20 protein-coding genes are annotated in these 22642 nt (G+C 73.0%); 18 read left to right on the forward strand and 2 right to left on the reverse strand.

What is annotated here, in order from left to right:
• The first annotated feature begins 60 nt into the window (after positions 1 to 60).
• The 9 genes from recG (at position 61) to mutM (ending at position 8313) form a co-directional block, all read left to right on the forward strand.
• On the forward strand, positions 61 to 2292 hold the full coding sequence (recG, locus tag ABTZ03_RS24870; RefSeq protein WP_350515275.1) for an ATP-dependent DNA helicase RecG: 2232 nt from the start codon (positions 61 to 63) through the stop codon (positions 2290 to 2292).
• Between the two features lie 125 nt (positions 2293 to 2417).
• Complete coding sequence (locus tag ABTZ03_RS24875) at positions 2418 to 2951, forward strand: hypothetical protein (RefSeq protein WP_350515276.1); 534 nt, start codon at positions 2418 to 2420, stop codon at positions 2949 to 2951.
• A 121-nt stretch (positions 2952 to 3072) separates the two neighbouring features.
• Entirely contained in the window at positions 3073 to 3657 is a 585-nt protein-coding gene (gene rsmD / locus ABTZ03_RS24880; RefSeq protein WP_350515277.1) for a 16S rRNA (guanine(966)-N(2))-methyltransferase RsmD, read from the forward strand.
• Between the two features lie 49 nt (positions 3658 to 3706).
• Positions 3707 to 4198: a pantetheine-phosphate adenylyltransferase gene (gene coaD / locus ABTZ03_RS24885; protein ID WP_350515278.1), complete on the forward strand. Its 492-nt coding sequence runs from the start codon at positions 3707 to 3709 to the stop codon at positions 4196 to 4198.
• Between the two features lie 182 nt (positions 4199 to 4380).
• The gene (locus ABTZ03_RS24890) at positions 4381 to 5586 is read left to right on the forward strand and encodes a F0F1 ATP synthase subunit B (RefSeq protein ID WP_350515279.1); all 1206 of its coding nucleotides are present in this window, start codon (positions 4381 to 4383) and stop codon (positions 5584 to 5586) included.
• 174 nt (positions 5587 to 5760) lie between these two features.
• The gene (locus ABTZ03_RS24895) at positions 5761 to 6405 is read left to right on the forward strand and encodes a YceD family protein (protein ID WP_350515280.1); all 645 of its coding nucleotides are present in this window, start codon (positions 5761 to 5763) and stop codon (positions 6403 to 6405) included.
• Between the two features lie 2 nt (positions 6406 to 6407).
• Positions 6408 to 6581: a 50S ribosomal protein L32 gene (rpmF, locus tag ABTZ03_RS24900; protein WP_030056747.1), complete on the forward strand. Its 174-nt coding sequence runs from the start codon at positions 6408 to 6410 to the stop codon at positions 6579 to 6581.
• A 20-nt stretch (positions 6582 to 6601) separates the two neighbouring features.
• Positions 6602 to 7390, forward strand: coding sequence for a ribonuclease III (gene rnc, locus ABTZ03_RS24905; protein WP_350515281.1), 789 nt, complete (start codon positions 6602 to 6604; stop codon positions 7388 to 7390).
• Between the two features lie 56 nt (positions 7391 to 7446).
• The gene (gene mutM, locus ABTZ03_RS24910) at positions 7447 to 8313 is read left to right on the forward strand and encodes a bifunctional DNA-formamidopyrimidine glycosylase/DNA-(apurinic or apyrimidinic site) lyase (RefSeq protein ID WP_350515282.1); all 867 of its coding nucleotides are present in this window, start codon (positions 7447 to 7449) and stop codon (positions 8311 to 8313) included.
• A gap of 7 nt (positions 8314 to 8320) precedes the next feature.
• On the opposite strand, the gene ABTZ03_RS24915 is transcribed toward mutM, so the two are convergent.
• Complete coding sequence (locus ABTZ03_RS24915) at positions 8321 to 9241, reverse strand: DMT family protein (protein WP_350515283.1); 921 nt, start codon at positions 9239 to 9241, stop codon at positions 8321 to 8323.
• A gap of 316 nt (positions 9242 to 9557) precedes the next feature.
• Here ABTZ03_RS24915 and ABTZ03_RS24920 point away from each other — a divergent pair, with 316 nt between their 5' ends.
• From ABTZ03_RS24920 to ftsY, 6 genes are all read left to right on the forward strand, one after another.
• Complete coding sequence (locus tag ABTZ03_RS24920; protein ID WP_350515284.1) at positions 9558 to 10898, forward strand: DUF4381 domain-containing protein; 1341 nt, start codon at positions 9558 to 9560, stop codon at positions 10896 to 10898.
• Between the two features lie 182 nt (positions 10899 to 11080).
• Positions 11081 to 11581, forward strand: a complete 501-nt coding sequence (locus tag ABTZ03_RS24925) for a winged helix-turn-helix transcriptional regulator (protein ID WP_350515285.1) — start codon at positions 11081 to 11083, stop codon at positions 11579 to 11581.
• Positions 11582 to 11610: 29 nt separating this feature from the next.
• Entirely contained in the window at positions 11611 to 11910 is a 300-nt protein-coding gene (locus ABTZ03_RS24930) for an acylphosphatase (protein ID WP_350515286.1), read from the forward strand.
• Positions 11911 to 12320: 410 nt separating this feature from the next.
• Positions 12321 to 12524, forward strand: coding sequence for a hypothetical protein (locus ABTZ03_RS24935; protein WP_350515287.1), 204 nt, complete (start codon positions 12321 to 12323; stop codon positions 12522 to 12524).
• Positions 12525 to 12680: 156 nt separating this feature from the next.
• Positions 12681 to 16301, forward strand: a complete 3621-nt coding sequence (gene smc / locus ABTZ03_RS24940; protein ID WP_350515288.1) for a chromosome segregation protein SMC — start codon at positions 12681 to 12683, stop codon at positions 16299 to 16301.
• Between the two features lie 48 nt (positions 16302 to 16349).
• Positions 16350 to 17579 carry a signal recognition particle-docking protein FtsY gene (gene ftsY / locus ABTZ03_RS24945; protein WP_350515289.1) on the forward strand — a complete coding sequence of 410 codons (1230 nt, stop codon included), beginning with the start codon at positions 16350 to 16352 and terminating at the stop codon, positions 17577 to 17579.
• A gap of 182 nt (positions 17580 to 17761) precedes the next feature.
• On the opposite strand, the gene ABTZ03_RS24950 is transcribed toward ftsY, so the two are convergent.
• Complete coding sequence (locus tag ABTZ03_RS24950) at positions 17762 to 18439, reverse strand: bifunctional DNA primase/polymerase (protein WP_350515290.1); 678 nt, start codon at positions 18437 to 18439, stop codon at positions 17762 to 17764.
• A 611-nt stretch (positions 18440 to 19050) separates the two neighbouring features.
• Here ABTZ03_RS24950 and nsdA point away from each other — a divergent pair.
• The 3 genes from nsdA to ABTZ03_RS24965 all read left to right on the forward strand — a co-directional run bounded on the left by nsdA (position 19051) and on the right by ABTZ03_RS24965 (position 22589).
• Positions 19051 to 20505, forward strand: a complete 1455-nt coding sequence (gene nsdA / locus ABTZ03_RS24955) for a transcriptional repressor NsdA (RefSeq protein WP_350515291.1) — start codon at positions 19051 to 19053, stop codon at positions 20503 to 20505.
• Between the two features lie 288 nt (positions 20506 to 20793).
• Complete coding sequence (locus tag ABTZ03_RS24960) at positions 20794 to 22254, forward strand: ammonium transporter (protein WP_350515292.1); 1461 nt, start codon at positions 20794 to 20796, stop codon at positions 22252 to 22254.
• Positions 22251 to 22589: a P-II family nitrogen regulator gene (locus tag ABTZ03_RS24965; RefSeq protein ID WP_350515293.1), complete on the forward strand. Its 339-nt coding sequence runs from the start codon at positions 22251 to 22253 to the stop codon at positions 22587 to 22589. The genes ABTZ03_RS24960 and ABTZ03_RS24965 overlap by 4 nt, the downstream gene beginning before the upstream one ends.
• Positions 22590 to 22642: the final 53 nt, after the last annotated feature.

Raw genomic sequence — 22642 nt, forward strand, 5'->3', positions numbered from 1 at the left:
AGGCGAGCGGGCGAGTAGCAGCCCGCTGTTCGTCGGTCCTGTGGTGTAGACAGGGGCCTGATGGGCGCTCTCGATGAACCACTGACCAAGCTCGTCGGCGACCGCACCGCGAAGGTGCTCGCCGACAGCCTCAAGCTGCGCACGGTCGGGGACCTGCTGCACCACTATCCGCGCCGCTACGTCGAACGCGGCCAGCTCACCAGCCTGGACGAGCTGGAGATCGACGAGCACGTCACCGTGCTGGCCCGGATCGAGAAGGTCACCCTGATCCCGTTCCGCGGCCGCAAGGGCGACCGGCTGGAGGTGGTGGTCACCGACGGCCGCAGCCGGCTCTCGCTGGTCTTCTTCAACCAGGGCTGGCGGCAGAAGGAGCTCAAGGCCGGCGCCCAGGGCCTGTTCGCGGGCAAGGTCGGCGTCTTCAACCGCAGCCGCCAGCTGGTCTCGCCCGACTACCAGCTGCTCGACGAGGACGCCGGGTCGGACGCCGCGAAGCAGTTCGCCGGCCGGCTCATCCCGGTGTACGGCGCCAGCGCGCAGATGCCCAGCTGGAAGCTGTCGATCTGCATCGAGACCGCGCTCACCAAACACCTCGGCGACGTCGGCGAGCCGCTGCCCGCCGAACTGCGCGAGCGGCACGACCTGATCCCGCTGCCCGAGGCGCTGGAGCTGATCCACCGCCCGCGCGGCCAGGCCGACCGCGAGCGCGCCCAGAGCCGGCTGCGCTGGGACGAGGCCTTCGTCCTCCAGGTCGCCCTCGCCCAGCGCCGGGCCGCCGACTCCGCGCTGCCCGCCAAGCCGCGCGAGGCCCGTCCCGGCGGTCTGCTGGACGCCTTCGACGCCCGGCTGCCGTTCACCCTCACCGAGGGCCAGCGGAAGGTCTCCGCCGAGATCGCCGCCGACCTGGCCACCGAGCACCCGATGCACCGGCTGCTCCAGGGCGAGGTCGGCTCCGGCAAGACCCTGGTGGCGCTGCGCGCCATGCTCGCGGTGGTGGACGCCGGCGGCCAGGCCGTCCTGCTCGCGCCCACCGAGGTGCTGGCCCAGCAGCACCACCGCTCGATCGTCGAGATGATGGGCGACCTCGCCGAGGCCGGCCTGCTCGGCGGCTCCGACCTGGGCACCCGGGTGGTGCTGCTGACCGGCTCGATGGGCGTCGCCGCCCGCCGCCAGGCGCTGCTGGACATGGCCTGCGGGGCCGCCGGGATCGCCATCGGCACCCATGCGTTGATCGAGGACAAGGTCCAGTTCCAGGACCTCGGCCTGGTCGTGGTGGACGAGCAGCACCGCTTCGGCGTCGAGCAGCGGGACGCGCTGCGTGCCAAGGGCGAACAGCCGCCGCACCTGCTGGTGATGACCGCCACCCCGATCCCGCGCACCGTCGCGATGACCGTCTTCGGGGACCTGGAGACCTCCGTCCTGGACCAGCTCCCGGCCGGCCGTTCGCCGATCTCCACCCACGTCGTCCCCGCGCTGGAGAAGCCCAACTTCCTCACCCGGGCCTGGGAGCGGGTCCGCGAGGAGGTCGGCAAGGGCCACCAGGCGTACGTGGTCTGCCCGCGGATCGGGGACGAGGAGCCGACCGCGGACCCGAAGGCCGCCAAGAAGCGGCGCAAGGCGGTCGAGGAGGACTTCGAGGACCTCACCACCCCGGACGCCGGCGCCGCGAGCGACGAACGGCGGCCCCCGCTCTCGGTGGTGGAGACCGCCGAGATGCTGGTGAAGGGCCCGCTGAGCGGCCTGCGGGTGGAGATCCTGCACGGCCGGCTCGCCCCGGAGGCCAAGGACGAGGTGATGCGCCGGTTCTCGGCCGGGGACGTGGACGTCCTGGTCGCCACCACGGTCATCGAGGTCGGTGTCAACGTCCCCAACTCCACCGCGATGGTCATCATGGACGCCGACCGCTTCGGCGTCTCCCAGCTCCACCAGCTGCGCGGCCGGGTCGGCCGGGGCAGCGCGGCCGGTCTGTGCCTGCTGGTCAGCGAGATGCCCGGGGGCAGCGCCGCCCGGGCCCGGCTGGACGCGGTGGCCGGCACCCTGGACGGCTTCGAGCTGTCCCGGATCGACCTCGAACAGCGCCGCGAGGGCGACGTGCTGGGCCAGGCGCAGTCCGGGGTGAAGTCCTCGCTCAAGGTGCTCTCGGTGCTGGAGGACGAGGAGGTCATCCGCACCGCCCGGACCGAGGCCACCCGGCTGGTCGCCGAGGACCCTGAGCTGGCCGCCCACCCGGAGCTGCGCACCGTGCTGGAGAGCCTGCTCGACGAGGACCGCGCGGCCTTCATGGAGAAGGGCTGAGCGGCCCGGGGAAGGGTCGGGCGGGTCCTCGGCCGGCCCGGATTGTCAGACCCCCGCGAGAGAATGTAGTTGTTCAGGGCGCACCCCCAAGGTGCGTACCTGGCACGACACTTGGGGGTCCTGCCATGGCATTCCGTCATCTCAACGAGCTCCCGCTGGGCGACAAGGTCTTCCGGATCGAACTCGCCAGCGACGACGACCGAGAGGTCACCCTCACCCTGACCGGCTGGCGCGAGGGGGCGGCCGCCACGCCGCTCGCCTCGGGCCGGCTCCGCCTGCCGGTCGAGGACGTCGCCTCGCTGCGGATCGCGCTCAACCGCGCGCTGCGGGCGCTGGCGATCGTCGCCGACGTCTCCGAGCCCATCCCCGACCGCGACGTGCTGCGCGAGCTGTACCCCGGCCACGGCGCCCCCTGGGTGCCGCAGCACGAGGAGGAGCTGGTCCGGCGCTTCCACGACGGCGAGACCGTCGCCCGGATCGCCGCCCGCTTCGGCCGCACGCCCGACTCCGTCCGGACCAAGCTGCGCGAGCTGGGGCACGACCCGCGCCGCCCCGAGTTCTGCCCGCCCGACGGCTGCCTGTCCTGGTCCCGCTACGCCTCGCCGGCCCTGCTCGGCGCGGCGGTCCCGGGCCAGGGCGCGGGCTCCGAGGCGAGCTGACCCTCCGCGCGGGCGCGGTGCGGCCCGGGGGAGAGCCCCCGGGCCGCACCCGCTCGGCGTGAGGGCGGGGCGGAGATCGGGATAGCGTGGTCGGGCAGCGACGAAAGGACCTTCCACCACCATGACCCGCGTGATCGCCGGGTCGGCCGGCGGCCGCCGGCTGGCCGTACCGCCCGGCCGGGGCACCCGTCCGACCTCCGACAAGGCCCGCGAGGCGATGTTCTCCACCCTGGAGGCGTTCCGCGGCACCCTGCACGGGGCCCGGATGCTGGACCTGTTCGGCGGATCGGGCGCGGTCGGCCTGGAGGCGCTGTCCCGCGGCGCCGAGCACGTCCTGCTGGTCGAGGCGGACGCCCAGGCGGCCCGGGTGATCCGGGAGAACGTCCGGACCATCGCCCTGCCGGGCGCCGAGGTACGGGCGGCCAAGGCGGAGAAGGTGATCGCCGGGCCGCCCCCGCAGCCCCCGTACGACCTGGTCTTCCTCGATCCGCCGTACGCGGTGACGGACGACGAGGTGCGCGAGATGCTGATCACAATGTCGGCTGGAGGCTGGCTCGCGGAGGACGCACTCGTCACCGTGGAGCGCAGCACCCGTGGCGGCGAGTTCGGCTGGCCCGAGGGCTTCGAGGTGCTGCGCTCCCGCCGTTACGGCGAGGGCACCCTCTGGTACGGTCGCGCCGCCGCCGGGGCCAGCGATCACGAGTAGCGGGCCGCGACCCGCAGCAGCCGTCACCCCACGAGGGAGCACACACGCCATGCGCCGAGCCGTCTGCCCCGGTTCGTTCGACCCGATCACCAACGGTCACCTCGACATCATCGAGCGGGCCTCGAAGCTGTACGACGTGGTGCACGTCGTGGTCGCGATCAACCCGAACAAGCAGGGCATGTTCACCATCGAGGAGCGGATCGGCCTGATCGAGGAGGTCGCCGCGCCGTTCGGGAACGTGGTGGTCGAGTCGCACCAGGGGCTGCTGGTGGACTACTGCCGGGAACGCGGCATCCCCGCGATCATCAAGGGCCTGCGGGCGGTCAGCGACTTCGACTACGAGCTGCAGATGGCCCAGATGAACCACGGTCTGACCGGCGTGGAGACGCTGTTCGTGCCGACCTCGCCGACGTACAGCTTCCTGTCCTCGACGCTGGTCAGGGAGGTCGCCTCGTACGGCGGCGACGTGTCGCACCTGCTGCCGGAGACGGTGCACCGCCGGCTGGTCGAGCGGATCGCGGAGCGCCGGGCCCAGCGGTAGCGCCGGGTCTTTCCTGCCGGTTCGTCATGGCTTGTCCGGGGCGGCGGAAGCGGGTTCGGCTCGGGCGTTGTGAGCTCGCCGCACGGGGGCCGTACAGTCTGTAGTCCTGCCCTGCGGTGAGGTCCACCGCGCCGGGCCTGCCTCCGCCGGACCGTCGGCGGCACACGGAAAGACGAAGCCCCGTGGACGTGCAGAACAAGGTCGACGAGATCGTGGCGGCGGTCGAGAACGCCCGCTCGATGCCGATGTCGGCCTCCTGCGTGGTGAACCGGGCCGAGCTGATCGGCCTGCTCAACGACCTCAAGGCGGCTCTGCCCGCCGAACTCGCCCAGGCCCAGTCGGTGATGGCCGACCACGAGCAGGTGGTGGCCGGGGCCCAGGCCGAGGCGGACCGGATCATCCAGGGCGCGCACGCCGAGCGCGGTTCGCTGATCTCCGACACCGAGGTGGTCCGCCGGGCCCAGTCCGAGGCCGACCGGATCCTGACCGAGGCCCGCGCCGACGTCGACACCCAGCGGGCCGAGGCCGACGACTACGTGGACAGCAAGCTCGCCAACTTCGAGGTGGTGCTGACCAAGACGCTCGGCGCGGTCGGCCGCGGCCGGACCAAGCTGCGCGGCGACGCGGGCTTCGAGGCCGAGGGCGAGACCGACGGCGAGGAGTTCCAGCCGCAGCGGCTCAGCCCGAGCCCCGAGGTCGACGAGTACGTCGATGTGAAGCTCGCCACCCTGGAGAACGTGCTCGGCGCCACCCTGGAGGCGGTCGGCAAGGGCCGCGACAAGCTGCTCGGCAAGCGTCCGATCGACGAGCTGGGCGCCTACCTGGCCGCCGCCGACGAGGCCCAGCAGGCCAAGGAGCGCGCCGAGGCGGTGGCCGCCGGCTTCGCCGAGGACGCCGACGGCGCCGACATCGCCTGGTACCGCGAGGACGTCCCGCAGCAGCAGGCCTGGCCCGAGCAGACCCCGGCCGCGGCCGGCTGGCCGGCGCCCGGCGCCGACCAGTACGCGGCCGCCCAGCACCAGCACCCCCACCAGCACCAGGAGCAGCACCAGGGCGGGCAGTACGCCGAGGTGTACGGCGGGGGCTTCGACCCGGCCGTCCAGGGTGACCCGTACAACACCCAGTGGGGCCAGCAGCAGGGCGGCTACCCGCAGCAGCAGCCCGACTACCAGGGCCAGCAGCAGCACCAGGGCCAGCAACCGGTCGGCTACGGCTATCCGCAGCAGCAGGACGGCTACGGGGCCCAGCCGTACGACGGCTACGGCTACCCGCAGCAGCCCGCCCTGCCCCCGGCCGTGCCGCAGCAGCAGCAAGGCCTGGACGAGACCAGTTTCTTCGACACCAGCATGATCGACATGACCCGGCTGCGGGAGCTCGGCGGCCGCTGAGCACGCCCCGGTGGACGGTGCGGGAGTCTCCTGACGGGACCGAAGTTGGGCCTGGCGGGAGACTCCGGTAGTCTGACCACTCCGGCATCCCCATGTCCGGCTCTCGGCTTGCCCTCGCGGCGCCGACCGGGACACGGGGGACCCAGCGTCGATTCCTATGGAAGTCAGGACACCTTGAACCGCCTCGACCACCGCGACCCCCTCGTGTTCGACACGCACGAGCTCGGTCGTCGTCCGGGCGCGATGCGCAAGGTGAGCCGGACCCTGGAGGCCCCCGAGGGCCTCGGGATCATCGACGTGATCGGCGTCCCGGAGAAGAGCCCGATCGAGCTGGAGCTCCGCCTGGAGTCCGTGGTCGAGGGCGTGCTGGTCACCGGCACGGCCGACGCCCAGGTCGAGGGTGAGTGCGTCCGGTGCCTGGAGCCCGTCGAGTTCGACATCGACGTGGACTTCCAGGAGCTGTACTACTACCCGGAGTCCGACGAGCGTCACCGCGCCCGGACCACCGGGACCGAGGACCTCGACGAGGACTCGGAAGAAGAGACTTACCGCCTGGAGGGCGACCTGTTCGACCTCCAGCCGGTGCTGCGTGACGCGGTGGTGCTCGCACTGCCGCTGCAGCCGGTGTGCCAGGAAGACTGCCTGGGCCTGTGCTCCGAGTGCGGAGCGCGCCTGAGCGACGACCCGACGCACCACCACGATGCCGCCGACCCCCGGTGGGCGGCTCTGCAGGGACTCTCCGCCACCCCCGGCGACGAGGGTGACGGGATCAAGAACAGCGACACCCGTGAGGGTCTCGCCGAGAACCAGGAGAAGTAGCCGTGGCTGTTCCGAAGCGGAAGATGTCGCGCAGCAACACGCGCCACCGCCGGTCCAACTGGAAGGCCGTTGTTCCGGCCCTCGTGGCGTGCGACCGCTGCCACGAGCCGAAGCTGGGCCACATCGCGTGCCCGAGCTGCGGCACGTACAACCGTCGCCAGGTCCTCTCGGTCTGATCGGCGGGGTGTACGGATCGATGTCGGACGGTAACTCCACCCGCAAGGCGTCCTCTGCCTCGAAGGGTTCTTCGGGCGGCGGCAAGGCCGGCGGGCCGGCTTCGACCGAATACGACGTCCTGGAAGGGCGCCTCGGGTACACACTTGAGCGCGCCCTTCTGGTACGTGCCCTGACCCACCGCTCGTACGCGTACGAGAACGGGGGCCTGCCCACCAACGAGCGCCTGGAATTCCTCGGCGACTCGGTGCTGGGCCTGGTGGTGACCGACACCCTCTACCGCGTCCACCCGGACGTCCCGGAGGGCACGCTCGCCAAGCTGCGCGCCGCGGTGGTCAACTCCCGCGCGCTCGCGGACGTCGGCCGGGGCCTGGACCTCGGCGTGTTCATCCGGCTCGGCAAGGGCGAGGAGGGCACCGGCGGCCGCGACAAGTCGTCGATCCTCGCCGACACGGTCGAGGCCGTGATCGGGGCCGTCTACCTGGACCGCGGTCTGGAGGCGGCGACCGAGTTCGTCCACCGGCTGTTCGACCCGCTGATCGAGGAGTCCTCTCAGCTGGGAGCCGGCCTGGACTGGAAGACCAGCCTCCAGGAGCTCACCGCCTCGGTGGGTATCGGCGTGCCCGAGTACGTGGTCATGGAGTCCGGTCCGGACCACGAGAAGACCTTCACCGCGGCGGCCCGGGTGGCCGGCGAGGACTTCGGCAGCGGCGTCGGCCGCTCGAAGAAGGAAGCCGAGCAGAAGGCCGCCGAGAGCGCCTGGCGCGCGATCAAGGAGAAGTACGCCGACCGGCTGCCCGCCGGCGCGTAGTGCTCCCGCAGTAGCCTTTCCTCCTGATCCCTTTCGACGCAGGAGGTCCGTTTCCCGTGCCCGAACTCCCCGAGGTCGAGGTCGTCCGCCGCGGACTGGCCAACTGGGTCGCCGGGCGGACCGTCGACGACGTCCAGGTGCTGCACCCGCGCGCGGTGCGCCGCCAGCCGGCCGGCCCGGCGGACTTCGCGGCCCGGCTGACCGGCACCACCCTGGGCACCGCGCAGCGCCGCGGCAAGTACCTCTGGGTGCCGCTGGGCAACGGGTTCTCGTTGATCGGCCACCTCGGGATGAGCGGCCAACTCCTCGTCCAGGACCCGTCCGTACCGGACGAGACCCATCTGCGGGTCCGGCTGCGCTTCACCGACGGCGGCCGCGAACTGCGCTTCGTGGACCAGCGGACCTTCGGCGGCCTGGCCGTCGAGGAGGCCGAGGACGGCGACCCGGAGGGCACCCCGGTCTCCATCGCGCACATCGCCCGGGACCCGCTCGACCCCCGCTTCGACGACGCGGCCTTCGCGGCCGCGCTGCGGGCCAAGCGCACCACGGTCAAGCGCGCCCTGCTCGACCAGACCCTGATCAGCGGCGTCGGCAACATCTACGCCGACGAGGCGCTGTGGCGCTCCAAGCTGCACTACGACCGCCCGACCGCGACCCTCACCCGCCCGCAGGCCGCGCTGCTGCTGGCCAACGCCCGGGACGTGATGACGGCGGCGCTGGCCGTCGGCGGCACCAGCTTCGACAGCCTGTACGTCAACGTGAACGGCGAGAGCGGCTACTTCTCCCGCGACCTCGACGCCTACGGCCGCGAGCACGAGCCCTGCCGCCGCTGCGGCACCGCGATCCGGCGGGCCGCCTGGATGAACCGGTCCAGCTACTTCTGCCCCCGCTGCCAGCGCGTGCCGCGCGCCAACGGGGGCTGAGCGACGGCTACTTGTGGGCGAGCTCGGGGTGCTCGGCGGAGGACTCGCCGAGTGCGCCGTGGTCGCCCTGGCCGAAGTAGGCGACGCCGACCGCGGACACCACCGCGAGTAGGAAGCCGACCACGCCGAGCCAGCCCAGGCCGGACTTGGAGGAGTCGCCGAGCCAGAGCACCCCGACCGCGCCGGGCAGCACCGTCTCGCCGACCACCAGGGCGGCGGTGGCGCCGTTCACCGAGCCGATCTGCAGCGCCACGGTGTGTACGTACATCCCGCCCAGGCCGCCGACCAGGATCGCGTACAGCGCCGGGTCGGAGATCAGCTGGACCAGGTCGAACGGCTCCACGCCGTTCAGGATGCGCACGCCGACGCCCAGCGCGCCGAAGCCGAGGCCGGAGAGCAGACCGGCGACGATCGCGCCCTTGGAGCCCATCCGGCGCACCAGCAGACCGCCGCCGACCAGCAGTACGGTGGTGATGATCAGCAGCCCCCAGTGGAAGGCCATCGCGGCGTGGTGCCCGCCCTCGGGGCCGGCCGAGACGGCCAGCAGCACCAGCGCCGAGCAGAGCACGCCGATCGAGGCCCACTCCAGCTGCTTGAGCCGGATCCCCAGCAGCTTGATGCTCAGCACCGCGGTGATCACCAGGTTGGCGCTGATGATGGTCTGGGAGAGGAACAGCGGCAGCAGCCGGGCGGCCAGCGCGCCGAGCCCGAAGCCGATCAGGTCGAGCACCGTCCCGGTGATGAACTCCCAGGTGACGGCGGCCTTCGCGGTGGAGGACAGGCTCGGCCCGCCGTGCTCGGTGGTCGAGGAGGTGGCACCCTTGGCCGCCTCCTCGCGGGCCGAGCGGCGGGAACCGACGGCCTGCAGGACCGAGCCGGTGCCGTAGCAGGCGGATGCCGCCACGGCCGTGACGAGGCCGATGATCACCAAGTGCTCCGATCGGGAGTCGGGTCAAGAACGAGTAATGGGACCAGCGGTCCGGGAACAGTGTGCCCCGTCGCGCGGTACGGTCGGGACGCACCCTCGGACCGCTCCGGGCCGGCCCCCGCACCGCTCCGGGCCCGCCGGGACGTACGTCCGGCCGTCCCGTCCGGTTCCCCGATCCCACCGGTCTCAGGGTTTACTCGGGGAAATCTCATCCGCGAGAAGGGGTGCCGCCCCGGCGGACGGCGGGGAATCCTGACATAACCAGTATGCGAAGGGTATGCCGTGCCCGGCGGCCGATCACGGTAGCGTCGAGGGCATGAGAACCCTTGCACGACGTTCCCGGGGCGCCGGGCCACTTGCCCTGGTGGCGGCGCTGCTCGGGGTGCTGCTCCTGTTCGCACCCGCCGCCTCGGCCGCCGGCGGCCTGAGCGACGCCGCGGCCGCGCTGAAGAAGGGCCAGGTCTACGTCGCCCCGACGATGCAGGACCGCTTCAGCCAGGCCCAGGCGGACGCGCTGACCAAGAAGATCGAGAAGGCCGACAAGCCGATCTTCGTCGCGGTCGTCCCCGAGGCCGCCAACAAGGCCACCATCGGCACCGACCTGCGCACCCTGGTCGGCATCGACGGCGTGTACGCCGTCTGGCACGGGGACAACGACTTCCTGGCCTACAGCGACCGCGGCGCGATGAGCGCCGGCGCGGCCGGCCGGATCGCGGGCGCAGTCCACCGCGCCGACAAGGGCGACATCAACGCCACCCTGAACGACTTCGTCGACCAGGCCGCCCCGCAGACCAAGGGCACCGGGGTCAACCACAGCACCTCGATCGCCTGGGTGATCATCCCGGTGCTGCTGGTGGCACTGGCCGGCGCCGGCGTCTTCTTCCTCTTCCGCCGCGCCAAGAAGCGCAAGGAGGAGCAGGCCCGGGCCGAGCTGGAGCAGCTGCGCCGCGTCGTCGACGAGGACATCACCGCCTTCGGCGTCGAACTGGAGCGGCTCGACTTCAACCCGAGCGCGCCGGACGCCGACGACGCCCAGCGCACCGACTACGGCCACGCGCTGGACTCGTACGAGAAGTCCAAGCGGCTGATGACCGAGGCCAAGCGGCCCGAGGACGTCAAGCAGGTCACCGAGACGATCGAGGACGGCCGGTTCCAGCTGGCCGCCCTGGCGGCCCGGCGCGCGAAGCGCCCGCTGCCCGAGCGTCGCCCTCCGTGCTTCATGGACCCGCGGCACGGCCCGTCCGTCAAGGACGTCGACTGGGCCCCGGCCGGCGGCTCCCCCCGGGCCGTCCCGGTCTGCCAGGCCGACGCGGACCGGGTCGCGGCCGGCCTCGACCCGGCGGTGCGCACCGTCGACACCGAGCACGGCCCGCAGCCGTACTGGAACGCCGGCCCGGCCTACGCGCCGTACGCGGGCGGGTACTACAGCGGCTTCGGCGGCGGTGGCCTGCTGCCCGGCCTGCTGGTCGGCACCATGCTCGGTTCGATGATGAGCAGCCCGGCCTACGCGGCGGCGCCGATGATGGAGGGCGGCCACGGCGGCTACCAGGACCAGTACGAGGGCGGGGACTTCACCGGCGTGGACTTCAACGCGTCCGACTTCAGCGGCGGCGACTGGGGCGGCGGCGACGACTTCGGCGGCGGCGGGGACTGGTGACCCGCTGACCCGCTGATCGTTCCGCGATCCCGACGGCCCCGCCGGTTCCGACCGGCGGGGCCGTCCGCGTACCCGGCGCGGGATCGACGCGTGAGTACCCGGGGCGGGACCGAGCTGCGGGACCGAGCTGCGGGTTCGAGCTGCGGGTTCGAAAAGCCAACCCGGTGTGGCAGGCTGGCGCTGTGACCCCCGACACCCCGCCCCGCGCCCCGGCCGCCGTCCCCGGCCGACCCTGCTCGATGGCCGTGGCGCTTCAGGTGGTGGGCGAGAAGTGGGCGCTGCTCGTGGTGCGCGAGCTGTTCTACGGCAACCACCGCTTCGACCGGATCGCCCGCAACACCGGTGCCCCGCGGGACCGGCTGACCGCACGGCTGCGGGCCCTGGAGGAGGCCGGGGTGGTCGAGCGCCGCCCGTACAGCGAGCGGCCGCCGCGCTACGAGTACCACCTCACCGCGGCCGGCCGGGACCTCGCCCCGCTCGCCCACGCGCTGCGCACCTGGGGTGACCGCTGGCTGGTGCCGGACTCCCCGGTGACCTTCGCCCATGCGCCCGAGGACCACCCGCCGCACCCCTTCGACCCGGCCTGGGTCTGCCGCACCTGCGGCCGGGAGGCCCGCCGCGGCGAGCTGCACGCCGAGGTGCACACCCCGGGCTGGACGGTCGAGGGCCCGGTGGAGCTGTGACCGGCGGCTTCGCCGGTTAGGGTCGTGGCATGCACGGTCGCGACGCCCACAGTGATGAACCGGTCCGGGTGACCGCCTGGGTCCGGGGGAAGGTCCAGGAGGTCGGGTTCCGCTGGTGGACCAGGGCACGGGCGCTGGAGATCGGCCTGACCGGCTACGCCGGCAACCTCGGCGACGGCCGGGTGCAGGTGGTGGCCGAGGGCCTGGCCGCCGACTGCGAGCTGCTGCTGGCCCTGCTGCGGGGCCCCGACACGCCCGGTGCGGTGAGCGGGGTGACCGAGATCTGGACCGCCGTCGGTGCAGGCTACGAAGGTTTCGAGATCCGCTGAGCCCGCTTTTCCGGGGTGACACTCCCGCGTCCCGGAAATGATCGGCAAGCGTCGGTGTCATACGGTTGCCATTCGGGCAGACTCGTGGTTGACTCCGCATCGAACGATGATCCACGAGCACGTGGTGGACCCGGGCCCGAGACCCCCAGGCGTGACGACACCGCCGGGCAGGTGACAGGGGCGCGGTAGCGTGCGGTGATCGTGTTGACCCGTACCGTCTTTGGTGAGACGCTTGAAGCCCGCGCACACGATCGCGTTCCCCGGCAGGTGCATGCCCTCGTGAGCCCAGCTCACGGTGGTTGTGCCGTAGTGCCCAGCCAGCACTTCCGGTGCGCGCCGCGCGTGCGTCCCCCTTCCCCCTAGACCTGTACCGTTCCGGTTCGGTCACTCAGCGTGGAGGACCATTCATCATGGCAAAGGCGCTTCTCGGGTACGTCGGCGGCCCCGACCCGCGAATGCTCTCCGAGATGCGACGGCTTCAGCAGCGCGTCCAGGACCTTGAAGCCGAGCTCCTTCGGATGCAGGCTGAGAACGACGCACTCACCGCTGTCGCTGACGAGCACTCGCTGCTCAGCAGCATCGATCTGGATCAGCGGGAGCCGGCTCTCACCTGAGCCCCGCCCGGTCCTCACAGGTCGACGCCGCTGTGCACTGAGCCGCCCCGAAAGGGACGCAGCTTTGCAAGGGACGCCCGGATGTGGCGTCCCTTCGTCGTGTCGGACTCCGGATACAGTCGGTTCCCGTCGTGAGCGAATGAGGGGACCGGCCGCGTGCACCTGAAGAGTCTGACGCTGCGCGGGTTCAAGTCCTTCGCCTCCAGCACCACCCTGCGCTTCGAGCCGGGCATCACCTGCGTGGTCGGCCCGAACGGCTCCGGCAAGTCCAACGTGGTGGACGCGCTGTCCTGGGTGATGGGCGAGCAGGGCGCCAAGACGCTGCGCGGCGGCAAGATGGAGGACGTCATCTTCGCCGGGACCAGCGGGCGCGCCCCGCTCGGCCGCGCCGAGGTCAGCCTCACCATCGACAACGCCGACGGCGCCCTGCCGATCGACTACTCCGAGGTGACGATCACCCGGACCATGTTCCGCAACGGCGGCAGCGAGTACGCCCTCAACGGCGAGACCTGCCGGCTGCTGGACATCCAGGAGCTGCTCTCCGACTCCGGCATCGGCCGGGAGATGCACGTCATCGTCGGACAGGGGCAGCTCGACTCCGTGCTGCACGCCGACCCGATGGGGCGGCGCGCTTTCATCGAGGAGGCGGCCGGCGTCCTGAAGCACCGCAAGCGCAAGGAGAAGGCGCTGCGGAAGCTGGACGCGATGCAGGCCAACCTCAACCGGGTGCAGGACCTGGTCGCCGAACTGCGCCGCCAGCTCGGACCGCTCGGCCGACAGGCCCGGGTGGCCCGTCGAGCCGCCGGCATCCAGGCCGACCTGCGGGACGCCCGGTTGCGGCTGCTCGCCGACGACCTGCTCGCCCTGCGCCGGGCCGTCGAGGCCGAGGTCGCCGACGAACTGGCCCTGCGGCTGCGCCGGACCACCGTCGAACAGGAGCTGACCCGCGCGGTGCAGCGCGAACGGGTCCTGGAGGCACAGGTCCAGCAGCTCGGCCCGAGCCTGGAGGCCGCCCGGCAGACCTGGTACCGGCTCTCCGCGCTCGCCGAGCGCAGCCGCGGCACGATCGGCCTGGCCGAGGCCCGTGCCCGGCACGCCGCCGCCGGGGGCGCGGCCGAGGAACGGCGCGGCCGGGACCCGGAGGAGCTGGAACAGGAGGCCGAACGGGTCCGGGCGGAGGAGGAGGCGCTCGCCGAGGCACTGGAGGAGGCCCGGTACGCACTGGCCGAGGCGGTCGAGCACAAGGGCGAACTGGAACGCGGGCTGGCCGCCGAGGAGCGCCGGCTGCGGGACGCCGCCCGGGCCATCGCGGACCGCCGGGAGGGCCTGGCCCGGCTCCAGGGACAGGCCGCCGCCGCCCGCTCCAGGGCCGGCTCGGCGCAGGACGAGATCGGTCGGCTCACCGAGGCCAGGGACGAGGCGCTGCTGCGCGCCGCGGCCGCCGAGGGCGAACTCGACGAACTCCAGCAGCAGGTGGACGGCCTGGCCGGGGACGACGAGCAGGCCGAGACCGGGCACCGACGGGCCCGCGAGCGGCTGGCCGAGGTCGAACGGGACCTCGCCGCGGCCCGGGAGACGGCCGCGGCGGCCGAACGGGAGCGGGCCGGGCTCGGCGCGCGGCACGAGGCGCTCTCGCTCGGGCTGCGCCGCAAGGACGGCACCGGCGCGCTGCTGGACGCGGGGGAGCGGCTGACCGGGCTGCTCGGCCCGGCGTCCGCGCTGCTGCGGATCGAGCCCGGCCACCAGGTGCCGGTCGCCGCGGCGCTCGGGGCGGCCGCCGACGCGGTGGCCGTCGACTCGCCGGGCGCCGCCGTCGACGCGCTGCGACTGCTCCGCGCCCAGGACGCCGGGCGGGCCGCGCTGTTGGTCGCCGGGGCCGCCGAAGCCCCGGTCGGGACGTACGAGTTGCCGGACGGTGCCCGCTGGGCCGTCGAACTGGTCGACGGTCCGGCCGAGTTGCTCGCCGCCGTGCGCAACCGGCTGGCCGGGGTGGCGGTGGTCGCCGACCTGGACCAGGCGTTGCGGCTGGTCGCCGACCACCCCGAACTGTCCGCCGTCACCGCCGACGGGGACCGGTTGGGCGCCGGCTTCGCCCAGGGCGGCTCCGGCGGCGCGCCGAGCCTGCTGGAGACCCAGGCGGCCGTGGACCAGGCGGCCCGGGAGCTCGGCGAACTCGACCTCCGCTGCGCCGGATCGGCCGAGCGGCTGGCCGAACTCACCGGACTCCGCCGGGAGTCGGCCGCCGAGGTCGAGCAACTCGGCGAGCTGCGACGGCAGTCGGAGAAGGAGCGGGCCCAGGTCGCCGGAGCGCTCGGCAGACTCGGCGGACAGGCCCGGGCCGCCGCCGGCGAGGCCGGCCGACTGGCCGCGGCGGTCACCCGGGCCGACCAGGGACTCGCCGAACTGCTGGCCACCGCCGAGGAGTTGGCCGAACGACTGGCCGCTGCCGAGGAGTCGGCGGACGCGGGCGAGGACGAGCCGGACCACACCGAGCAGCAGCGGCTGGCCGAGGCGGCCTCCGCCGCCCGGCAGGCCGAACTGGAGGCCCGGCTCGCGGTGCGCACCCACGAGGAGCGGGTCCGCGCGCTGGCCGGCCGGGCCGACCAGCTGGACCGGGCCGCCCGGGCCGAGCGCGAGGCGCGCGCCCGGGCCGCCGAGCGCCGCCGGCGCGCCGAGCACGACGCCCGGGTCGCGAACGCCGTCGCCGCGGGCGCCCGGCAGCTGCTGGCCTGTCTGGAGGTGTCGCTGGCCCGCGCCGACGCCGGGCGCGCGGCGGTCGAACAGGCGCTCGCCGAGCGGGAGCACGAGCTCCGGGAGCACCGGGAGCACGGGCGCGGCCTCAAGGAGGAGCTGGACAAGCTGGTCGACGCCGGGCACCGGGACGAGGTGCTGCGGGCGGAGAAGCGGCTGCGGATCGAGCAGCTGGAGGCCCGCGCGCTGGAGGAGTTCGGCATCGACGGGGGGGAGCTGCTGGCCTCGTACGGGCCGGACCAGCCCGTCCCGCCGGGCACGCCGGAGGAGGGGCGGGAGCCGGGGGAGCCGTACCCGTACGTCCGGGCCGAGCAGGAGCGGCGGCTGCGGGCCGCCGAGAAGGCGTACCAGCAGCTGGGCAAGGTCAACCCGCTGGCGCTGGAGGAGTTCTCCGCGCTGGAGGAGCGCCACCGGTTCCTCGGCGAGCAGCTGGACGACCTCAAGCGCAGCCGGCGGGACCTGCTGGACATCGTCCGGGACGTGGACCAGCGGGTCGAGCAGCTGTTCACCTCCGCCTACCACGACACCGCCGCCCAGTTCGAGGGCGTCTTCGCCCGGCTGTTCCCGGGCGGGGAGGGGCGGCTGGTGCTGACCGACCCGGACAACATGCTGACCACCGGGGTCGAGGTGGAGGCCCGGCCGCCGGGCAAGAAGGTCAAGCGGCTGTCGCTGCTGTCCGGCGGCGAGCGCTCGCTGACCGCGGTGGCGCTGCTGGTGGCCATCTTCAAGGCGCGGCCCAGCCCGTTCTACGTGATGGACGAGGTGGAGGCGGCGCTGGACGAGACCAACCTGCGCCGACTGGTCGGGATCATGGAGGAGCTGCGGGAGAGCTCCCAGCTGATCGTGATCACCCACCAGAAGCTGACCATGGAGTCCGCCGACGCGCTGTACGGCGTGACCATGAAGGGCGACGGGATCTCCCAGGTGATCAGCCAGCGGCTGCGGGAGGGGGCACGTCCGAGCGGCCGGGCGGCGGGCGGGCACCGGGAGCGGGGGCCGGCAGGCGTCCGTACGGTGACGGTGTAGGGCGGCTGCGGTCCAGAACGGCTCCGGTCACGGATACTGGGGGGCGTTATGGAATACGTGATCCTTGCCGTAGTCATCGCCGTGATCGCCGTCGGCGCGATCGCGGGCCTCGTCGTTTCCGGCAGACGACGCCAGCAGCTGCCCCCGAAGTCGCAGGCGCCGGTCATCACGGCGCCGAAGACCACCCCGCAGGAGCCCCAGGTCGGCGAGGAGGCCGCGCCGCCGACCGAGGAGCCGCGCCGCACCGTCGAGGAGGTGCCGCTCCCCGAAACGGCCGAGACCGCCGAGGTCGTCGAGGTCGTCGAGATCGAGGCGCCCGCCGAGGCCGAGGCGACGCCCGCCATCGAGGTCCCCGAGCCCACTGCCGGCCGGCTGGTCCGGCTGCGCTCCCGGCTCTCCCGCTCGCAGAACTCGCTCGGCAAGGGCCTGCTCTCGCTGCTCTCCCGCGAGCACCTGGACGAGGACACCTGGGAGGAGATCGAGGAGACGCTGCTCACCGCGGACGTCGGCGTCACCCCGACCCAGGAGCTGGTCGAGCGGCTGCGCACCCGGGTGAAGGTGCTCGGCACCCGCACCCCCGACGAGCTGCGCGCCCTGCTGCGCGAGGAGCTGGTCGAGCTGGTCGGCAAGGACGCCGACCGCACCGTCCGCTCCACCAAGCACGAGGAGGGCCCGGCGGTGGTCCTGGTCGTCGGCGTCAACGGCGTCGGCAAGACCACCACCACCGGCAAGCTGGCCCGGGTCCTGGTCGCGGACGGCCGCAAGGTGGTGCTCGGCGCGGCCGACACCTTCCGTGCCGCCGCCGCCGACCAGCTGCAGACCTGGGGCGAGCGGGTCGGCGCGCGCACCGTGCGCGGCCCGGAGGGCGGCGACCCGGCCTCGATCGCCTTCGACGCGGTCAAGGAGGGCATCGCCGAGGGCGCGGACACCGTGCTGATCGACACCGCCGGCCGACTGCACACCAAGACCGGCCTGATGGACGAGCTGGGCAAGGTCAAGCGGGTCGTCGAGAAGCACGGCCCGGTGGACGAGGTGCTGCTGGTGCTGGACGCCACCACTGGCCAGAACGGCCTGATCCAGGCCCGGGTGTTCGCCGAGGTGGTGGACATCACCGGCATCGTGCTGACCAAGCTGGACGGCACCGCCAAGGGCGGCATCGTGGTCGCGGTCCAGCGTGAGCTGGGCGTGCCGGTGAAGCTGATCGGTCTGGGCGAGGGTGCCGACGACCTGGCGCCGTTCGAGCCGGGTGCGTTCGTGGACGCGCTGATCGGGGACTGACCGGTTCTTCCCGTGTGAGGGTCCGCTCCTTCGGGGGCGGGCCCTTCTTCCTGTCCGGAACCTCCCGCCCCGAGTCGAAGGGGCGCGCCGGTGCCGAAAGGGAGAAGCGACAAGCGAGGGGCGAGCGCCGGAGCGCCGACCGTCGGCGCCGGGTCAGAGCGCCCCGGAGGCGAGCGGGCGGGTCACGAGGCGATCCAGGCGGGCTCGGCGGTGCGCTCGCGGCTGCGGTGGCAGGCGTAGGCCAGGGTGCCGAGCAGCAGCCGGGCCTCGGGCGGGCAGCCGGCGTTGTCGCGGGTGGGGCGGCGCAGCCAGCGGACCGGGCCGAGCTCGCCGAGCACGGTGGGCGGGGCGGCGACGTAGCTGCCCTCGCCGTGGCAGCTCAGGTCGAGCGCGGCGTCGTCCCAGCCCATCCGGTAGAGCAGGTCGGGCAGGCGCCGGGCGGTGCCGGCGGCGACCAGGAACTGCAGCCGGCCGGTGGGCGGGGCCAGGACCGGGCCGATCTGGGTGCCCATCCGCTCCAGCCGGACCAGCGCCTGGAGACCGGCCGGTTCGGGGACGTCCAGGACGTCGAAGGCGCGTCCGGTGGGGAACAGCACCGAGCCCTCCGCGCCGGGGGCCGCGGCCCGGCTCTCGGCGCCGGGCACGGGGTGCAGGCCGGGCGCCGCGCAGCGCTGGGCGCCGCAGGGACAGCGGGTCGGGGTGGTGGTGCCGGTGGCCGGGTCGCCGGTGGCGACGGTCCAGCCCCAGCGGCCGGTGTACTCCGCGGCGGCCTGGGACGCGGTGACCTTGGTGCGGCGGCGCGCGCCCAGCGGTGCCAGCCGCAGGTGCCCCAGTCGAAGTTCGCCGAACAGGTTGTCCATGCCTCCCCCAACAGGTTCTCGTTGCCGATGGTTACGGGACGGTGACTGTGTGTTGATTGTCCGTTGCGTGGTGCGTTGTGCGGTGGCGGCGCGCAGCGCTTGGCGTGCGCCTGTTGCGGTGGTGCGCCTCGGGCGCCGCCTTGTGGGGGCGGCGTCGATGCCGGATCGTCGGGTGCGTGAGGCGGTTGCCGTCCCGAGTGGGTGGCGAACTCGCCTGGGATCGCGGTGGATTGCGGGGACTGCCGGGTCTTCCGGGACTGGCCGGGCGACTTGGCGGCCCGCATATGCCGGACCGTCGCGACTACCTAGTGAAGCGTGTGCCCCCGGGCTTCGGTTCACTCCTGGGGGTGGCGAAAGGTGGCGTTTCGCCAGGGGCGCTCCCACGGGTGCCTCGCAGGGCACTACGTTCAGCACACGGACGTGGTCGGAGAATCCTGCTCCGGGCCGTCGGGGAACGGGAGTTGGGGATCTGACGCACCGTCCGTGACGATGGCACACCAGTACGACGAGGCGGTACGCAACACCTCAGGAACGGCACGTCCGGCAAGAGCCCGCAACCGTCGGGCGGTCACGATCGGGGCCCCGCAGGGGCCGGGCGGGATGGGACTCCCATGGCAGAGAAGCAACCCAACGAGAAGCTGACCACGTGGTTCGCCCGCAGCGGCTGGTCCAAGGGGGAGTTGGCCCGCCAGGTCAACCGCCGGGCCCGCCAGATCGGCGCCCACCACGTGTCCACCGACACCTCGCGGGTGCGCCGCTGGCTCGACGGGGAGCAGCCCCGGGAGCCGATCCCCAAGATCATGTCGGAGCTGTTCTCGGAGCGCTTCGGCTCGGTGGTCTCGATCGAGGACCTCGGCCTGCGCGCCGCGATCCCGGTCTCCACCGTCGGCGGCGGGGTGGACCTGCCGTGGAGTGCCCCGCAGACCGTCCAGCTGATCAGTGACTACTCCCGCAGCGACCTGATGCTCAACCGCCGGGGCTTCCTCGGCACCTCGCTCGCGCTGACCGCCGGCGCCGCGCTGATCGAGCCGATGCAGCGCTGGCTGGCCCCCGGCCCGACCGGCGTCCCCACCCCGATCCTCACCGCGGCCAACGGCGGCGAGGCGTTCACCGGCCGGCTCTCCGAGCCCGAGCTGGAACTGCTGGAGCAGACCACGGTCATGTTCCGCCAGTGGGACGCCCAGAACGGCGGCGGGCTGCGCCGCAAGGCCGTGGTCGGCCAGCTCCACGAGGTCACCGACCTGCTGCAGGAGACGTACAACGAGGACACCACCAAGCGGCTGTTCCGGCTCACCGCCGAACTCGCCCACCTGGCCGGCTGGATGTCCTACGACGTCGGGATGCACCCGAGCGCGCAGAAGTACTACGTGCTGGCCCTGCACGCGGCCAAGGAGGCCGGCGACCGCCCGTTCGGCGCGCTGATCCTCACCGACATGAGCCGCCAGATGATCCACCTCAACCGGGGCGAGGACGCCCTGGAGCTGATCCACCTGGCGCAGTACGGCAGCCGGGACACCGCCACCCCGCGCCAGCAGTCCCTGCTGTACGCGATGGAGGCGCGCGCCTACGCCACCATCGGCGAGGTGAACCGCTGCGCCCGGGCGATCCGGCTGGCCGAGGACACCTTCACCGACATCCGCGAGGGCGACGGCGACCCGGACTGGCTGAAGTTCTTCTCGCCGGCCGAGCTGAACGCCGAGAACGCCCACTCCTTCCGCGACCTCGCGTACCACTCGGACAACGCCCAGCTGTACGCCTCGCTGTCCGCGCCGGTGATGGAGCGCGCGGTCGACCTGTTCCGCCAGGACGACGACCACGTGCGCTCGTACGCCTTCAACCTGGTCGGCATGGCCAGCGTGCACCTGCTGCAGAAGGAGGCCGAGGAGGCGGCGCGCTACGCCGAGCAGGCGGTGGACATCGCGACCAAGGTGCGCTCGGAGCGGCTGAACTCCCGGGTCCGCAAGACCACGGAGGCCGCGGCCGCCCGGTTCCAGGGCGTGGACGCGGTGAGCCGGCTCCAGGAGCGGGTGGTCCAGGACATCCCGGAGTTCGTCTCGGTGGTCTGAGCGAACCCCGGCCGGAGACTCCACCGACCGTGACGGCCGCCGCCGCCACGGTCGGTGGCATTTCCGCCCGCGGGCGCCCGGGTGGCGGGCACGTTAAGCCATCCGGCCCACCGGCGGGGCCGTGGTTCACGCGCCCGTAACCCGGGCGACGCACGCGTCACGGCCGCGAAACAACCGACCGCACTGGCCGAAACCCGCCTTCGGCACTCTCCTCTTCATCGCCGACACCCCGGGTGCCACGGGACGCGTTCCCGGGGGCGGAGCGGCTTGGACGCAGAGGAGACGCCGATGCCGGACGGCTTCAGCGCGGGCGACACCGCCTTCGTGCTCATCAGTGCGGCCCTGGTCATGGTGATGACCCCGGGCCTGGCCTTCTTCTACGGGGGCATGGTCAGGGCCAAGAGCACACTGAACATGCTGGCGATGAGCTTCCTCTCGCTCGGCATCGTCAGCGTGCTCTGGGTCCTCTACGGCTACTCGCTCAGCTTCGGGCCGGACGCCTTCGCCGGGCTGATCGGCAACCTGGACTTCCTCGGGATGCGCCACATCGGACTGAACGAGCTGACCGGGTCGATCCCGGTGACGGCCTTCGCGATCTTCCAGCTGATGTTCGCGATCATCACCCCGGCGCTGATCTCCGGCGCCGTCGCGGACCGGGCCAGGTTCTCCGCCTGGGGCCTGTTCATCGCGCTCTGGGTATCGGTGGTCTACTTCCCGGTCGCCCACTGGGTGTTCATGGTCGACAACGGCAACGGCGGCTGGCTGGGCGACAGAAACGGCGTGATCGACTTCGCCGGCGGCACGGCCGTGCACATCAACGCCGGTGTCGCGGGCCTCGCGCTCTGTCTGGTGCTGGGCAAGCGGGTCGGCTTCAAGAAGGACCCGATGCGCCCGCACAGCCTGCCGCTGGTGATGCTCGGCTCCGGGCTGCTGTGGTTCGGCTGGTTCGGCTTCAACGCCGGCTCGGCGCTGGCCGCCAACGGCGTGGCCGCGATGGCGATGGTCAACACCCAGGTCGCCACCGGTGCGGCGCTGGTCGGCTGGCTGGTCTACGAGAAGCTCAGGCACGGCGCGTTCACCACGCTGGGCGCCGCCTCCGGCGCGGTCGCCGGACTGGTCGCGATCACCCCGGCCTGCGGCTCGGTCAGCCCGCTCGGCGCGGTGGCGATCGGCCTGGTCGCGGGCGGGGTCTGCGCCGCCGCCGTCTCGCTCAAGTACCGCTGGGGCTTCGACGACTCGCTCGACGTGGTGGGTGTGCACGCGGTGGGCGGGGCGATCGGCTCGCTGCTGATCGGCCTGTTCGCCACCGGCGGGGTCGGCCAGACCGCCAAGGGCCTGTTCTACGGCGGCGGGTTCGGCCAGCTCGGCAAGCAGGCGATGGGCGTGGCGGTGGTCGCGGCGTACTCCTTCGTGCTGTCCTGGCTGCTGGCCAAGGCGGTCGACAGGCTGGTCGGCTTCCGGGTCCCCGAGGAGGTCGAGGTGGCCGGCATCGACCAGGCCGAACACGCCGAGTCCGCCTACGATTTCAGCGCCGTCGGTGCGGGGCTGGCCCGGGCGTTCCCGACCCTGGGGCTCGGCGCCGGGTCCGGTTCCGCACCCGGCTCCCCGTCCGGCTCCGCGGCCGGATCCGCGCCGGGGGCCGCCTCCGGTACCGCGACCGGCACCGCCGCCGGCCCCGCGGCCGGGGGGAAGCCCGCCGGGAAGCCCGCTGCCAAGTCCGCCGAGAAGACCGAGGTCGACGCCCGATGAAGCTCATCACCGCCGTGATCAAGCCGTACCGCCTGGACGAGGTGAAGGCCGCCCTGCAGGCCTTCGGGGTCCACGGCCTGACCGTCACCGAGGCCAGCGGCTACGGCCGCCAGCGCGGTCACACCGAGGTCTACCGGGGCGCCGAGTACACCGTCGACCTGGTTCCGAAGATCCGGATCGAGGTGCTGGTCGAGGACGAGGACGCCGACGACCTGATCGACGTCCTGGTGAAGGCCGCCCGGACCGGGAAGATCGGCGACGGCAAGGTGTGGAGCGTCCCGGTCGACACCGCCGTCCGGGTCCGCACCGGCGAACGCGGCCCGGACGCCCTGTGAGGCACTGACCGATCCGGCGGGCCCGCCCCTCCCCGGGGCGAGGGCCCGCCCGT

The sequence above is a fragment of the Kitasatospora sp. NPDC096077 genome, assembly GCF_040303245.1.
Classification (GTDB): Bacteria; Actinomycetota; Actinomycetes; order Streptomycetales; family Streptomycetaceae; genus Kitasatospora.

Coding starts and splice junctions, on each gene's coding strand:
- recG (WP_350515275.1), top strand. CDS start 61: ATGGGCGCTCTCGATGAACCACTGACCAAGCTCGTCGGCGACCGCACC.
- ABTZ03_RS24875 (WP_350515276.1), top strand. CDS start 2,418: ATGGCATTCCGTCATCTCAACGAGCTCCCGCTGGGCGACAAGGTCTTC.
- rsmD (WP_350515277.1), top strand. CDS start 3,073: ATGACCCGCGTGATCGCCGGGTCGGCCGGCGGCCGCCGGCTGGCCGTA.
- coaD (WP_350515278.1), top strand. CDS start 3,707: ATGCGCCGAGCCGTCTGCCCCGGTTCGTTCGACCCGATCACCAACGGT.
- rnc (WP_350515281.1), top strand. CDS start 6,602: ATGTCGGACGGTAACTCCACCCGCAAGGCGTCCTCTGCCTCGAAGGGT.
- ABTZ03_RS24920 (WP_350515284.1), top strand. CDS start 9,558: ATGAGAACCCTTGCACGACGTTCCCGGGGCGCCGGGCCACTTGCCCTG.
- ABTZ03_RS24930 (WP_350515286.1), top strand. CDS start 11,611: ATGCACGGTCGCGACGCCCACAGTGATGAACCGGTCCGGGTGACCGCC.
- ABTZ03_RS24935 (WP_350515287.1), top strand. CDS start 12,321: ATGGCAAAGGCGCTTCTCGGGTACGTCGGCGGCCCCGACCCGCGAATG.
- ftsY (WP_350515289.1), top strand. CDS start 16,350: ATGGAATACGTGATCCTTGCCGTAGTCATCGCCGTGATCGCCGTCGGC.
- ABTZ03_RS24950 (WP_350515290.1), bottom strand. CDS start 18,439: ATGGACAACCTGTTCGGCGAACTTCGACTGGGGCACCTGCGGCTGGCA.
- nsdA (WP_350515291.1), top strand. CDS start 19,051: ATGGCAGAGAAGCAACCCAACGAGAAGCTGACCACGTGGTTCGCCCGC.
- ABTZ03_RS24960 (WP_350515292.1), top strand. CDS start 20,794: ATGCCGGACGGCTTCAGCGCGGGCGACACCGCCTTCGTGCTCATCAGT.
- ABTZ03_RS24965 (WP_350515293.1), top strand. CDS start 22,251: ATGAAGCTCATCACCGCCGTGATCAAGCCGTACCGCCTGGACGAGGTG.